Source organism: Streptomyces sp. NPDC004134 (genome assembly GCF_042874195.1).
Lineage (GTDB): Bacteria > Actinomycetota > Actinomycetes > Streptomycetales > Streptomycetaceae > Streptomyces.
This window is the reverse complement of sequence record NZ_JBIAMS010000005.1, coordinates 234,503-247,171: the sequence shown is the minus strand read 5'-3', so window position 1 is coordinate 247,171 and position 12,669 is coordinate 234,503. Positions and strand designations below refer to the sequence as shown.

The following is a 12,669-nucleotide window of genomic DNA, read 5'->3' as shown; positions in this document are numbered from 1 at the left end:
CATGAAGACTTTCCTGATCAAGACCCTCGCCAACGCGGCCGCCCTCGCGGTCGCGGTCTGGCTGATCCCCGACATAGGACTGACCGGTCACGACAACGCCGACAAGGTCGTCACACTGCTGCTGGTCGCGTTGATCTTCGGCGTCGTGAACTTCATCGTCAAGCCCCTCGTGCAACTGCTGTCGCTGCCGCTGCTGGTGCTGACGCTCGGGCTCTTCACGCTCGTGATCAACGCGTTGATGCTGATGCTCACCTCCTGGCTCGCGGACAAAGCGGACTTGAGCTTCCATGTGGAGGGATTCTGGACGGCGGTGCTCGGCGGTCTGGTGATCAGCATCGTGTCGTGGGCGACGAGCATGGCCCTCGACCGGGACTGACGGCAGCGCGCGCCCCTATGCGGAGCGACGGGCTCCGGGGGCGGGAACCGGTGCGGGAACCGGCCACCGGCACCGGGCGCCCGCGCCCCGGCTGAGGCAGGATGGACCGCATGCGAACGAGCGAACGCCCCCTCCCCGCGCCTTTCCGCGTCTGCTTCGTCTGCACCGGCAACATCTGCCGCTCGCCGATGGCCGAGGCCGTCTTCCGCGCCCGTGTCGCGGAGGCGGGGCTCGCCGGCGAGATCGAGGTGGACAGCGCCGGCACCGACGGCTGGCACGTCGGCGAAGCCGCCGACCCGCGCGCCGGCGCCGTGCTCACCGGGCACGGCTACGAGCTGGCGCACACCGCCCGGCAGTTCACCCCCGACTGGTTCGCGGAACGCGACCTCGTCCTCGGCCTGGACGGCGGGCACGTCCGCAGGCTGCTCAAGATCGCGCCGACGCCCGTCGACGCCGAGAAGGTGCGGCTGCTGCTCTCCTTCGCGCCCGACCTCGACCTGACCGACGTCGAGGACCCGTACTACGGCGGCACCCGCGGCTTCGAAGAGGCTCTGGACCTGATCGAGACCGCCGCCGAGGGCCTGCTGCTGGCCGTACGCGACGAACTCACCGCCCGCCCGTGAGCCCCCCGGCTCCCGGCGCCGCGCGGGGCGCCGCGGACGCCCCCCGGGGCGTCGAGGCCCGCGCCGCCGCGCTCGCCGGCGCTCCCGTACGGACCGCGCGCCCCGTCGGCGGCGGGGACATCTCCGCCGCGCACCGCCTCGAACTCGCCGACGGCCGCCGCGTCTTCGCCAAGACCCTCGCCGGCGCGCCCGCCGCCTTCTTCGCCGCCGAGGCGCACGGCCTGCGCCTCCTCGCGGGCACCGGCACCGTCCCCGTCCCCGCCGTGCTCGGCGAGGAGCCCGGAATGATCCTGCTGGAGTGGATCGAGCCAGGGCCCGCGACCCCCGCGCAGGCCGAGCGGCTCGGCCGCGACCTCGCCGCGCTGCACGCCACCCCCGCCGCCGCCTTCGGCACCCCCTGGCCCGCCTACATCGGCTCGCTCCCGCTGCCGTCCCCGGGCGCACCTGGCGCACCGGCCACACCGGGCCCGCCCGGCACCCTGGACACCCCCGGCACCCCGGATCCGGCTCCGGAACCACCCCCCGAGCACACCGGACATGCGCCTGCCTCCCCCGCTGACTGGCCCGCCTTCTACGCCGGGCACCGGCTGCTTCCCTTTCTACGCCTCGCCACTGACAACGGCGCCCTCACGCCCGCCGACACCCGCGCCGTCGAGCGCCTCTGCGACGCGATCGACGAGGTCACGGGCCCGCCGCAGCCGCCCGCCGTCATCCACGGCGACCTGTGGTCCGGCAACGTGCAGTGGTCGGCGGGCGATCGCGCGTACCTCATCGACCCCGCCGCGCAGGGCGGCCACCCCGAGGTGGACCTCGCGTTCCTGGAACTGTTCGGCTGCCCCCAGCTCGGGCGGCTGCTCGCGGCGTACGAGGAGGTACGCCCGCTGCCCGGCCGGCCCGGCCGGGTGCCGCTGTACCAACTCCACCATCTGCTCGTGCACGCCGCGCTGTTCGGCGCCGGCTACGGCGCGCAGTGCGGAGCCGCGGCGCGCGCGGCCCTGAAAGGAGCCGGCCGATGACACCGGACGCCATTCCCCACGCCGACGCCACCCGCGTCGTACGCGCCGGCCTCCCCGCCCCCGAGCCGTACGAACCCGCCCTCCCCGGCCCCGTCTTCGCCGCCCACTACCACCTCCCCGGCGACATCACCGCCGCCCCCTACGACTACGGCCGCGACGCCAACCCCACCTGGACGCGCCTCGAAGCCGCCCTCGCCGAGCTGGAGTCCCCCGGCGTCCCCGCCGAGGCCGTCGCCTTCGCCTCCGGCATGGCCGCGATCACCGCCGTCCTCATGGCCGTCCCCGGACCGCCGCAGGACGGGGGTGCGCCCCGCGGCCACGTCGTCCTCCCCACCGACGGCTACAACCTCGTCCCCGGCGGCCTCCGCGCCCTCCTCCAGGAGCACGGCACCGACGTGCGCACCGCCCCCACCGCCGGCGACGCCCAGGCCGAGCACCTCGACGGCGCCCGCCTGCTGTGGCTGGAGACCCCCTCCAACCCCGGCCTCGACGTCTGCGACATTCGCCGCCTCGCCGCCGCCGCGCACGCGGCGGGCGCGCTCGTCGCCGTCGACAACACCCTGCCCACCCCCCTCGGCCAGCGCCCTCTGGAACTCGGCGCCGACCTGTCCGTCGCCAGCGGCACCAAGGCGCTCACCGGCCACGGCGACGTCCTCCTCGGCTACGCCGTCACCCGCGACCCCGCGCTCGCCCGCCGGCTGCGCACCTGGCGGAAGACCGCCGGCGCCATCCCCGGGCCGATGGAGGCGTGGCTCGCGCACCGTTCGCTGGCGACGCTGGAGCTGCGTACCGCGCGCCAGGCGGCGAACGCCCTCGCCGTGGCCGAGGCGCTGCGCGCGACGCCGGGGGTACGGGACGTACGCCACCCCGGTCTGCCGTCCGACCCCGCGCACGCGCTCGCCGCGCGCCAGATGCGCGCCGGGCGGTACGGGTGCGTGGTGGCGTTCACGCTGCCGGACCGGGCGGCGGCGGAGCGGTTCCTGGGCGCGGCGCGGCTGGTCGACGAGGCGACGAGCTTCGGCGGCGTGCGCTCGACCGCGGAGCGGCGCGGGCGGTGGGGCGGGGACGCGGTGCCGGAGGGCTTCGTCAGGTTCTCCGCGGGCGTCGAGGACACCGCGGACCTCGTATCCGACCTGCGTGCAGCGCTCGCGTACGCGCTCGGCCGCTGACGCCGCACCCGCCCCGGAAAAGCCTGGCAAAAAGGATAAAACTCGCGTAAATCGGCAATGCGTGTGTTCATGGTGTGTGGGGGAGCCGCGGGCACGCGGATCGAGAGCCGCGTCGAGACGCCCGTCGGCACAGCTCTCAAGGGAGATCACACCATGCGTAAGATCGCCGCAACACTGGGCGCGGCCGGGATCATCGCCCTGGCTCCCCTGACCGGCGCGAGCGCGCAGCCCGCCGCCACCCCGGCGGACAACCCCCAGACCACGGTCCAGCAGGATCAGGGCCCGCGCGGCCCGAAGGGCGACAGCGCGAGCAACTGGGGCCTGCTGGGTCTGGCCGGCCTGCTCGGCCTCGCCGGTCTGGCGAAGAAGTCCGGCACGGGCAGCCGCCGCGGCGACGTCTCCAACCGCGCCGCCCAGACGACGGGCACGCGCCGCGAGTACGGCATGGAGCACGACACCCACGGGCACGCCCGCGGCCACGGCAAGGACGCCGGCCGGATGCGCAACAAGTCCGGCGAGGACATGCCCGGCGGCGAGCAGGAGATGCACGGCAAGCACGGCAAGCACGGCAAGCATGGCGAGCACGGCAAGCATGGCGAGCACGGCAAGCACGGGGACAAGCACGGCAGGCACGGGATGCACGGCGACAAGCCCGGCATGTCCGGTGACACGTCCGGCACTTCGGGTTCGTCCGGCATGAAGGGCGGCGAATCCGGCGGCGCGTCCCGTACGTCCCCCTCGCCCGACCCCGGCCGCACCACGCACAGCGACATCACCGGCGGCACCGCGCACGAGAGCAAGCCCGGCACCGAACAGAGCGGCACCACGCACCGCGTCTTCGGCAAGGACGAGCCCATGCCCGGCGACGACGACAAGCGGCGGTGACCGCCCAGGCGCCCCACCGCCGGATCCCGCCCGTCCCGTCGCGCCCCCGCGCCCCGCGCGCGCCCGGCGCGGCGGGACGGGGGTGCTCCCGCCGTACGCACCGCTCCGCCGCGTTCCGCCGGCGGCCGCGGGTTTCGACCGCCGCCCCGCGTGCCACATACATCCCATGACCGTGTCCCACCGGCCCGTGGTCAAGCGCACCGCCCGCGCCGTCCTTCTGGACGGCGACGAGATGCTGCTCATCAAGCGCACCAAGCCGGGCCGCGAGCCCTACTGGATCACCCCCGGCGGCGGCGTCGAGCCCGCCGACGACTCCGTCGTCGCCGCGCTGCACCGCGAGGTCGACGAGGAGCTGGGCGCCCGCGTCACCGGTGTCGTCCCCGTCTTCGTCGACACCGTCCCCGAGGACGGACGGGGAGTGAAGGTCCAGCACTTCTTCGCCTGCCGGCTGGCGTCCATGGACCCGGCCCGGCGCCACGGCCCCGAAGTCGACGAGCCCTGCGGCGAGTACGAGACGGTGCGCATCCCCTTCACCCGCGAAGGAGTCGACTCCGTCGACGTCGTACCGCCGAGCCTGCGCGCCTATCTGCGCACGAACATCGAGGGCGTCCTCGCCGTCCTCGCCGACGACTTCGGCTAGGCCCCGTGGCTCGGCGGCGCGTCATCCGCCGGTACGCGTCAGCGCGTACGCCTCCCGCAGGTCCCGGCCGCTGTACGCGTGCGAGGCGAGGCCGCTCACATGGTGGTCGGCGTTGACGGCGACCGACCGCGGCACCACCGCGAAGAGGTCGGTGTCCGACATCGAGTCCCCGTACGCGACGCAGTCCGCCCGCGTCAACCCGTACTCCGCGCAGAGCAGATCCGCGATCCGCACCTTGTCGGGCGGACCCAGGATGCCCGCCATGTCGACCGGCTCGCGGAACGGCAGCGCCGGGAACCGCGACCCGTGCGCCGCGTGCACCCCCCACTCCAGCAGCCGTTCGACGAAGAACCCGGGCGCCAGGGAGATCACCGCGCAGTGCTCCCCGCGGTCGGTGATGTCCGCCCACACCTCGCGGATCCCCGCGAGCCACGGGGCGCCCGCGAACGCGCGGCCCAGGATCTCGGGCGTGAGGCTGCTCCACATGCCGTGGGCGTGCTCCGCGTAGTCGTACGTGTCGATCTCGCCGGCGCCGAACGCCGCGTCCAGCGCCTGGAACTCCGCGACCAGGTCCAGTTGCCGCGCCATCTCGATGTTCGCGGAGGAGCCGTGCAGCAGGGTGCCGTCCATGTCGAAGATGTGCAGCCGGGACATGGCGTGAGGCTAGGACGTGCGCATGCCCGCGGACAAACGATTACTCGCACCGCACCCGGAGCCGCACGGAGAACCGCGCCGTCACCCGGGCCGGCCGGGGTCAGTCCGGGTCATGTTCGGGGCCGCCGTAGTCGGGGCTGGTGAAGTCGGGGCTCGAATAGCTCGGTCCGTCCTTCGACTGGCCGTCGTCGGGGCTGGAGAACGCCGGGCGGGAGTAGCCCAGCCGCGGGGTGCGGGTGACGGTCGGGTCGGTACGCACCGCGGGGTACGCCCCGCCGCCCCCGGGGCCACCGCCCTCGGGCCCCGCGTCCGGGCCGCCGGCGTCGGGACCGCCGCCCTCGGCGCCGCCGGCGAGCGCCTGCTCGATGAAGGGCTGGATGCCGCGTTCGAGCAGCGCCGCGCGCCACTCCTCGCGGGCGCGGTCGACCTGCTCGGTCAGATCCCGGCTGGCCGCCGCCCTGATGGACGTCGAGCCGTTGCGCACCGCCGTCAGCAGCAGCGCGACCATCGAGATGACGATGGCGGCGGCCGCGAGGATCGCGAAGATCCAGCCCGCCTGGCGCATCGAGGAGGCCACGGACGGCTCGGGGTTCATCAAGTGCAGCAGATAGCCGACGAGAAGGAAGATCACCGCCGCCGTACCGGCCAGCACGGGCACCAGCACCGCCGCCGCCGCGGCCACCCCCGCACTGGAGTTGTCGCCCTGGGCGCCGCCCCGCGCGCCGGAGAAGCGGATTCCGTCGGGACCGCCCAGCGTCCCGCCGCCCGCCGAGGGGCGGCGCAACTCCGTGCGCAGCTCTACATACCGCGCATATTCGGCCGACGCGCTCGCGGAAATCTCGGCCGTGGCGCCGAGGGCCCGGGTGCGGAGCTGCTCGGGGTTGAGGGGCCGTCCGCGGCCGGCACCGACCGTGAACTCGGCATTGTGCAGCGCGGTATCGAGGAGCCGCTCGAACTCCGGGCGGTCCTCGGTCAGCAGATGCGACGCACTGGTCATGTGCTTGTGCTCCCCCGGATGGGCAGGCAACAAGGCAAACGGGGACGGAGCGTGCCTGCGGCGCTAGGCCCTGGGCGGCAGAGCCTATTACCGATGGTAGAGCGCTTCGCGTATGGCGGATAAGTGTCTTTTCAGAAAAGGAGGTTCCGTATTAGAGCACGCCGGGCGGACGCGCGCTACCGCCCGACCAGCGGAAGTCGCACGACAAGCAGTTTTCCGGCCATGGTGACCCCCCCGTCCATGGCGATGGCCAGGTCGTCTGCGTAGATGTGCGGCCCCTGCACGGAGGCGCCGCGCTCCTCGGGGTCGGTGTCCTCGCTGGGCACTTCCCCGAGCAGATACGGGATCGGGCTGTGTCCGTGCACCAGCCGCTCGCCGCCGTACCGGCCCAGCAGTTCCCGTACCGCCGAGGGTCCCGTCTCCTCGTCACGGAAGGCGAAACGCTTGGTGAACTTGCGGAAGAGATCCCATACCTCGTCCGCGTCCGAGCGGGCGAGGATGTCGTGGATGGTGTCGTTGACGCCCTCGATGGAGTCGCCGTAGTCGAGGTACGCGGTGGTGTCGGAGTGCACCAGGAGGTGGTCGTCCTCCTCGTGGATGGCGTCGAGCCGGGCCATCCACTGGAGGTGGACGTCCTCCAGCCGCTCCATGTCGGTGCGCTGGCCGCCGTTGAGGAGCCAGGCGGCCTGGAAGGAGGCGGTGCCGGCGCCGGAGTTGACCGGCGTGTCGCCGAAGCGCTTGGCGCCGAGCAGCAGCAGCTCGTGGTTGCCCATGAGCGCCTTGCAGTAGCCGCCGGCGGCCGCGGCCTCGGCGGACAGCCGCATGACGAGGTCGATGACGCCGATGCCGTCGGGGCCGCGGTCGGTGAAGTCGCCGAGGAACCACACGCGGGTGTTCCCGGCGATCCAGCGGTCGGCCTCGTCGATGATGCCCTGGGCGCGCAGGGCGGCGCGCAGCTCGTCGAGATAGCCGTGGACGTCGCCGACGACGTACAGCGGGCCGTAGCCGCCGCTCTCGCCGCGCCTGATCACCGGCAGGTCGGCCTGGGTCGGGGTGTACCCGTCGTCGGCGTGCCCGAAGGCGTCACCGGCGGCCGGTGCCGCGGGGACGGGAGGCGCCGCCCCGGCGGGCACCCCAGCCGTGGTCCGCAGCCCCGGCGTCTGACCGGCCCCCTGTTGCATCGAACCCCTCCACCGCCTAGCCGTTCTGCCACCGGGACGCGACCCGGCCGCCGTGGGACCAGGTGCCGCTCCCCCGTGCTGGTGGAGGAGATCCGCGATGTGCGTGCGCCCATCATAGAAATGCCTGTCGCGCCTTGTGCGGTACCAGGGGCCGCCAATTGGCTCCGGCTGCGGAAGACGGCGCCCGCCGGACCACCAGAACCGGGCAAACGGGGCACGACCGGCGCGGGAAGGACGGGGGCGGGGTCCGCGCGAGGTCCTCAGTTGCCGTACGGCACGCGGGCGCGGTCGGGTCCGTGACGGGGCGAGCGCGGCGGGGCGGCCCCCGGCGCGCGGTGAAGGGGGCGTTGCCCGGGGCGTGCCGCAGCGCGTGGCGAAGGGGGCGTACGGCGTGGGTCCGGCGGCGGCGATGCGGGGGGCCGTACGAACCCGGGGGTGAGCCGGGTCGTACGGCCGTCGCGTACGTCCTCCGCGCGGCCCGGGCGCTCCGCTACGCCGGGCGGCGCGGGGCGCTGACGACCGTGCGCGGCGGGCGGCGCTGCGAGGACTCCCGCACGATCAGATCCGTCGGTATGACCTGCTCGATGGGCCGGCCCGCGTCGACTCCCTCGATGGCGTCGATCAGGAGCTGGACCACCGCCGTGCCGATACGGCGCGGCTTCAGGGACAGCGTGGTGATGGGCGGGTCGGTGGAGGCGTAGCCCGGGGACTCGCTGCAGCAGACGAGCATCAGGTCGTCGGGCACCCGCAGGCCGTAGCGGCGGGTGGCGGCGAGGAGGTCGGTGCCGTTGGGGTCGAAGAGGCCGTAGACGGCGTCCGGGCGGTCCGGGCGGGCGAGCAGCCGGTCGGCGGCGACGGCGCCCGCGCGGGGGTCGTGGGCGGGGTAGGACTCGTACACCGGATCCTGCCCGACGCGCTCGCACCAGGTGAGGTACGCGGTGGTGGACAGCCGGGTGTAGGTGTCCGTGCTGGTGCCGGTGAGCAGCCCGATGCGGCGGGCGCCGGCCTCGGCGAGGTGGTCGAGCAGGTCGAGGACGGCGGCCTGGTGGTCGTTGTCGACCCAGGCGGTGACGGGCAGGGAGCCGCCGGGGCGGCCGTCGCTGACGACGGGGATGCCCTGCCGGACGATCTCGCTGACGACGGGGTCGCCCTCCGCCGGGTCGATGACCACCGTGCCGTCGAGGGCCACGTTGGACCACACGTCGTGCCGCGAGGTCGCGGGGAGGATCACCAGCGCGTACCCGCGGGCGAGGGCGGCCGAGGTCGCGGCGCGGGCCATCTCGGCGAAGTACGCGAACTCCGTGAAGGTGAACGGTTCTTCCCCGTAGGTCGTCACCGTTAAGCCGATGAGTCCGGACTTGCCGGTGCGCAACGCGCGGGCGGCTGCCGACGGCCGGTAGCCGAGGCGGTCGGCGACCTCCCGGACGTGCCGGCGGGTCGCTTCCGGCAGCCGTCCCTTCCCGTTCAGCGCGTCGGAGACGGTGGTGATCGAGACGCCCGCGGCGGCGGCGACATCCCGGATGCCCGCCCGCGCCAGCTTGCGGCTGGGCGGCCGGCTCACTTGCGGTTGGATCGAGCCGGTCATGCGCCTTCTTTCTTCAAGCACGTACGTGGTCCCCCGTGCAAGCCGCGTAGTCAGGCAGGCTTGTCATCGCGAGCTGATAGTAGGGCTCGGATGGCTCGATTGCGGGAGAATCCGAACCGTAACTGACAGGCACGATTCTGCAGGAGCGCAACGGTCAAACGACCATGGAATGCCAAGTGGTTGCACCATTGTCGGCCATCGGTCCATGGCGCAAGCTGGGTGGCACCTGCCATGGTACGAAGGTCTCGAAGAGGTCTCAGTCACCTTCACGGGTGATGCGCGCCATGGCGTCCGCCACCCGTGCGCGCCAGGGTGGATGCGCCCCCTGCGGGTGCGGCCCCGTCCGCGGCGTGCGGAACGGGCCGGCGGGAACGGCGCGTAACGGCAGGGTACGGGCTCGGTCGAGGAGGACCGCGGTGACGAACGACAAGACTCCCAGGGCTGCTGAGGCCGCTGAGACTCCGGAGGCCGGTGCGGCCGGCGGGGCTGCTGCGGCGCCCAGGCTGCGGGCCGCGCTGGCGGGCATTCCGACGTACAAGCCGGGGAAGCCGGCGGCGGCGCGGCCGGGATCCGGGGGCCCGGGTGCGGGGCCGGGGGCGGCGGCGTACAAGCTCTCCTCGAACGAGAACCCCTACCCGCCGCTGCCCGGCGTGCTGGAGGCGGCGGTCGCGGCGGCCGGGAGCTTCAACCGCTACCCCGACATGGCGTGCGCCGCGCTCACCGCGGAACTCGCCGAACGCCTCGGCGTGCCGCCCGAGCACATCGCCACGGGCACCGGTTCCGTGGGCGTGGCACAGCAGTTGCTGCAGGCGACGGCCGGTCCCGGGGACGAGGTGATCTACGCCTGGCGGTCGTTCGAGGCGTACCCGATCATCACGCAGATCTCGGGCGCGCGGTCGGTGCAGGTTCCGCTGACGGCGGAGGAGCGGCACGACCTGGACGCGATGGCGGACGCGGTGACGGACGCCACCCGGCTGATCTTCGTCTGCACGCCGAACAACCCGACGGGCACGGCGGTGCGCCGCGGGGAGCTGGAGCGCTTCCTCGACCGGGTGCCGGAGGACGTGCTGGTGGTGCTGGACGAGGCGTACTGCCAGTTCGTCCGGGACGACGGCGTGGACGGGGGCATCCCGGACGGGCTGGAGGTCTACCGGGACCGGCCGAACGTGTGCGTGCTGCGCACCTTCAGCAAGGCGTACGGGCTGGCGGGCCTGCGGGTCGGCTTCGCGGTGGCGCACGAGCCGGTGGCGGCGGCGCTGCGGAAGACGGCGGTGCCGTTCGGGGTGAGCCAGATCGCGCAGGAGGCGGCGATCGCGTCGCTGCGGAGCGAGGACGCGCTGCTGGAGCGGGTGGAGGCGCTGGTCGGGGAGCGCACGCGGGTGCGGGAGGGGCTGCTGGCGCAGGGCTGGACGGTGCCGGAGACGCACGCGAACTTCGTCTGGCTGCGGCTGGGGGAGCGGAGCATGGACTTCGCGGCGGCGTGCGAGGCGGCGGGCGCGGTGGTACGGCCGTTCGCGGGCGACGGGGTCCGGGCGTCGGTGGGCGAACGCGAGGCGAACGACATCCTGCTGGCGGTGGCGGAGGAGTTCCGCAAGGAGCTGTAGGGCGGGGGCTGGAAGGCGGGGCTGCGAGGCGGGCGGCCGCCTGGGCGGGGGCGGGGGCCGCCCGGGTGGGAGCGGAGCGGCGCTCGCCCGCGCGAGCAGTGATGTCCGTACGGAGCACCGCCCCCGCACCCCGCACCCAGACCGCCCGCAGAGCACCGCTCTCTCGTGCGAGCACTGCTCTCGCACCCTCCTCGCATCACCCCCTAGACCTGCTGAAACCAGACGTAGGGGACCCCCCTGAAGGACCGGAGAACCGCTGTGCCACACTGAGGCTTGTGAATGTGAACGCATTCACGAGCGGCGCTGTTCGTAGGGGTTTACCCCCGTATGCCATGTCGCCACGGCCGCACCCGGCCGACCGGCGCATGGATCATCGTCAGAGCCGTGCCCGTGATCGCGGAGAGGAGCCCTCGTGGATCTGGCACTCGCCCCGGAGACCCTGGCGCGCTGGCAGTTCGGCATCACCACCGTCTACCACTTCCTCTTCGTCCCCCTGACGATCTCCCTCTCCTCCCTCGTCGCCGGACTGCAGACGGCCTGGGTGCGCACCGGCAACGAGAAGTACCTCAGGGCGACGAAGTTCTGGGGCAAGCTCTTCCTCATCAACATCGCCATGGGCGTGGTGACCGGCATCCTCCAGGAGTTCCAGTTCGGCATGAACTGGTCCGACTACTCCCGCTTCGTCGGCGACGTCTTCGGCGCCCCCCTCGCCTTCGAAGCCCTGATCGCCTTCTTCTTCGAGTCCACCTTCATCGGCCTCTGGATCTTCGGCTGGGACCGCCTGCCGCAGAAGATCCACCTCGCCTGCATCTGGATGGTCGCGGTCGGCACCGTGCTCTCCGCCTACTTCATCCTCGCCGCCAACTCCTGGATGCAGCACCCGGTCGGCTACCGCATAAACGAGGAGTCCGGCCGCGCCGAGCTGACCGACTTCTGGCACGTACTCACCCAGAACACCGCCGTCGCGCAGTTCTCCCACACCATCACCGCGGCCTTCCTCACCGGCGGCGCGTTCGTCGTCGGCATCGCCGCGTACCACCTCATGCGCGGCCGGCACGTCGCCGTCATGCGCAGCTCGCTGCGGCTGGGCCTGATGACGATGGTCGTCGCCGGGCTGCTGACCGCGGTCACCGGCGACCGGCTCGGCAAGATCATGTACGAGCAGCAGCCGATGAAGATGGCCTCCGCCGAGGCCCTGTGGGAGACCGAGGGGCCCGCGCCCTTCTCGCTCTTCGCCATCGGCGACGTCGAGAAGGGCCACAACAGGGTCGCCATAGAGGTCCCCGGCGTGCTGTCGTTCCTCGCCCACGACAACTTCTCCGACGAGGTCCCCGGCATCAACCCCACCAACGAGGAGCTGAGGGACAAGTACGACGACAAGTTCGGCCTCGGCGACTACCGGCCCAACATCCCCGTCGCATACTGGAGTTTCCGCTGGATGATCGGCTTCGGGATGTCCTCCCTCGCCCTTGGCGCCCTCGGACTCTGGCTCACCCGCCGCCGCTTCTGGCTCTCCGGCCGGCTCCGTACCGGCGAGGACGACGTCCCCAGACTCGCCCTCACCAAGGACCGCGAGCTCGGCCCCCGCCTCGGCAACTGGTACTGGCGCCTCGCCCTCTACACCCTCCTCTTCCCCCTGATCGCCAACTGCTGGGGCTGGATCTTCACCGAGATGGGCCGCCAGCCCTGGGTCGTCTACGGCGTCCTGCCCACCTCCTCCGCCGTCTCCCCCGGCGTCTCGCAGGGCGAGGTCATCACCTCGCTGAGCGTCTACACCCTCCTGTACGCGGCCCTCGCCGTCATCGAGGCCAAGCTGATGATCAAGTACGTGAAGGCGGGACCCCCCGAACTCACCGACTCCGACCGCAATCCGCCGACGAAGATCGGCGGCCACCACCACGAAGACTCCGACCGGCCCATGGCCTTCTCGTACTGAGGG

12 protein-coding genes are annotated in these 12,669 nt (G+C 72.9%); 8 read left to right on the top strand and 4 right to left on the bottom strand.

The features are described from left to right. The first annotated feature begins 1 nt into the window (after nt 1). The 6 genes from ACFYVJ_RS09840 to ACFYVJ_RS09815 all read left to right on the top strand — a co-directional run bounded on the left by ACFYVJ_RS09840 (nt 2) and on the right by ACFYVJ_RS09815 (nt 4,709). Nucleotides 2–376: a phage holin family protein gene (locus ACFYVJ_RS09840; RefSeq protein WP_388888319.1), complete on the top strand. Its 375-nt coding sequence runs from the start codon at nt 2–4 to the stop codon at nt 374–376. A 101-nt stretch (nt 377–477) separates the two neighbouring features. Then, on the top strand, nt 478–999 hold the full coding sequence (locus tag ACFYVJ_RS09835; RefSeq protein WP_388888317.1) for a low molecular weight protein-tyrosine-phosphatase: 522 nt from the start codon (nt 478–480) through the stop codon (nt 997–999). Continuing rightward, nucleotides 996–2,015, top strand: coding sequence for a fructosamine kinase family protein (locus tag ACFYVJ_RS09830; protein ID WP_388888315.1), 1,020 nt, complete (start codon nt 996–998; stop codon nt 2,013–2,015). The genes ACFYVJ_RS09835 and ACFYVJ_RS09830 overlap by 4 nt, the downstream gene beginning before the upstream one ends. After that, nucleotides 2,012–3,184 (top strand): cystathionine gamma-lyase, encoded by a 1,173-nt coding sequence (locus tag ACFYVJ_RS09825; protein ID WP_388888312.1) that lies wholly within the window; start codon nt 2,012–2,014, stop codon nt 3,182–3,184. The genes ACFYVJ_RS09830 and ACFYVJ_RS09825 overlap by 4 nt, the downstream gene beginning before the upstream one ends. Nucleotides 3,185–3,337: 153 nt before the next feature. After that, nucleotides 3,338–4,069: a WGxxGxxG family protein gene (locus ACFYVJ_RS09820; protein ID WP_388888309.1), complete on the top strand. Its 732-nt coding sequence runs from the start codon at nt 3,338–3,340 to the stop codon at nt 4,067–4,069. Between the two features lie 166 nt (nt 4,070–4,235). Then, nucleotides 4,236–4,709, top strand: a complete 474-nt coding sequence (locus ACFYVJ_RS09815) for an NUDIX domain-containing protein (RefSeq protein WP_388888307.1) — start codon at nt 4,236–4,238, stop codon at nt 4,707–4,709. Nucleotides 4,710–4,730: 21 nt separating this feature from the next. On the opposite strand, the gene ACFYVJ_RS09810 is transcribed toward ACFYVJ_RS09815, so the two are convergent. From ACFYVJ_RS09810 to ACFYVJ_RS09795, 4 genes are all read right to left on the bottom strand, one after another. Next, nucleotides 4,731–5,363, bottom strand: coding sequence for an HAD family hydrolase (locus tag ACFYVJ_RS09810; RefSeq protein ID WP_388888304.1), 633 nt, complete (start codon nt 5,361–5,363; stop codon nt 4,731–4,733). A gap of 100 nt (nt 5,364–5,463) precedes the next feature. Next, nucleotides 5,464–6,360 (bottom strand): hypothetical protein, encoded by an 897-nt coding sequence (locus ACFYVJ_RS09805; RefSeq protein ID WP_388888302.1) that lies wholly within the window; start codon nt 6,358–6,360, stop codon nt 5,464–5,466. Between the two features lie 176 nt (nt 6,361–6,536). Then, the gene (locus ACFYVJ_RS09800; protein ID WP_199850484.1) at nt 6,537–7,541 is read right to left on the bottom strand and encodes a metallophosphoesterase; all 1,005 of its coding nucleotides are present in this window, start codon (nt 7,539–7,541) and stop codon (nt 6,537–6,539) included. Nucleotides 7,542–8,031: 490 nt separating this feature from the next. Beyond that, nucleotides 8,032–9,126, bottom strand: a complete 1,095-nt coding sequence (locus tag ACFYVJ_RS09795; RefSeq protein WP_388888299.1) for a LacI family DNA-binding transcriptional regulator — start codon at nt 9,124–9,126, stop codon at nt 8,032–8,034. Between the two features lie 503 nt (nt 9,127–9,629). On the opposite strand from ACFYVJ_RS09795, the gene hisC reads away from it, so the two are divergent. Both hisC and ACFYVJ_RS09785 read left to right on the top strand, forming a co-directional pair. Next, on the top strand, nt 9,630–10,730 hold the full coding sequence (gene hisC / locus ACFYVJ_RS09790; RefSeq protein WP_388888594.1) for a histidinol-phosphate transaminase: 1,101 nt from the start codon (nt 9,630–9,632) through the stop codon (nt 10,728–10,730). Nucleotides 10,731–11,142: 412 nt separating this feature from the next. Beyond that, nucleotides 11,143–12,666, top strand: coding sequence for a cytochrome ubiquinol oxidase subunit I (locus ACFYVJ_RS09785; RefSeq protein ID WP_388888296.1), 1,524 nt, complete (start codon nt 11,143–11,145; stop codon nt 12,664–12,666). Nucleotides 12,667–12,669 lie beyond the last annotated feature (3 nt).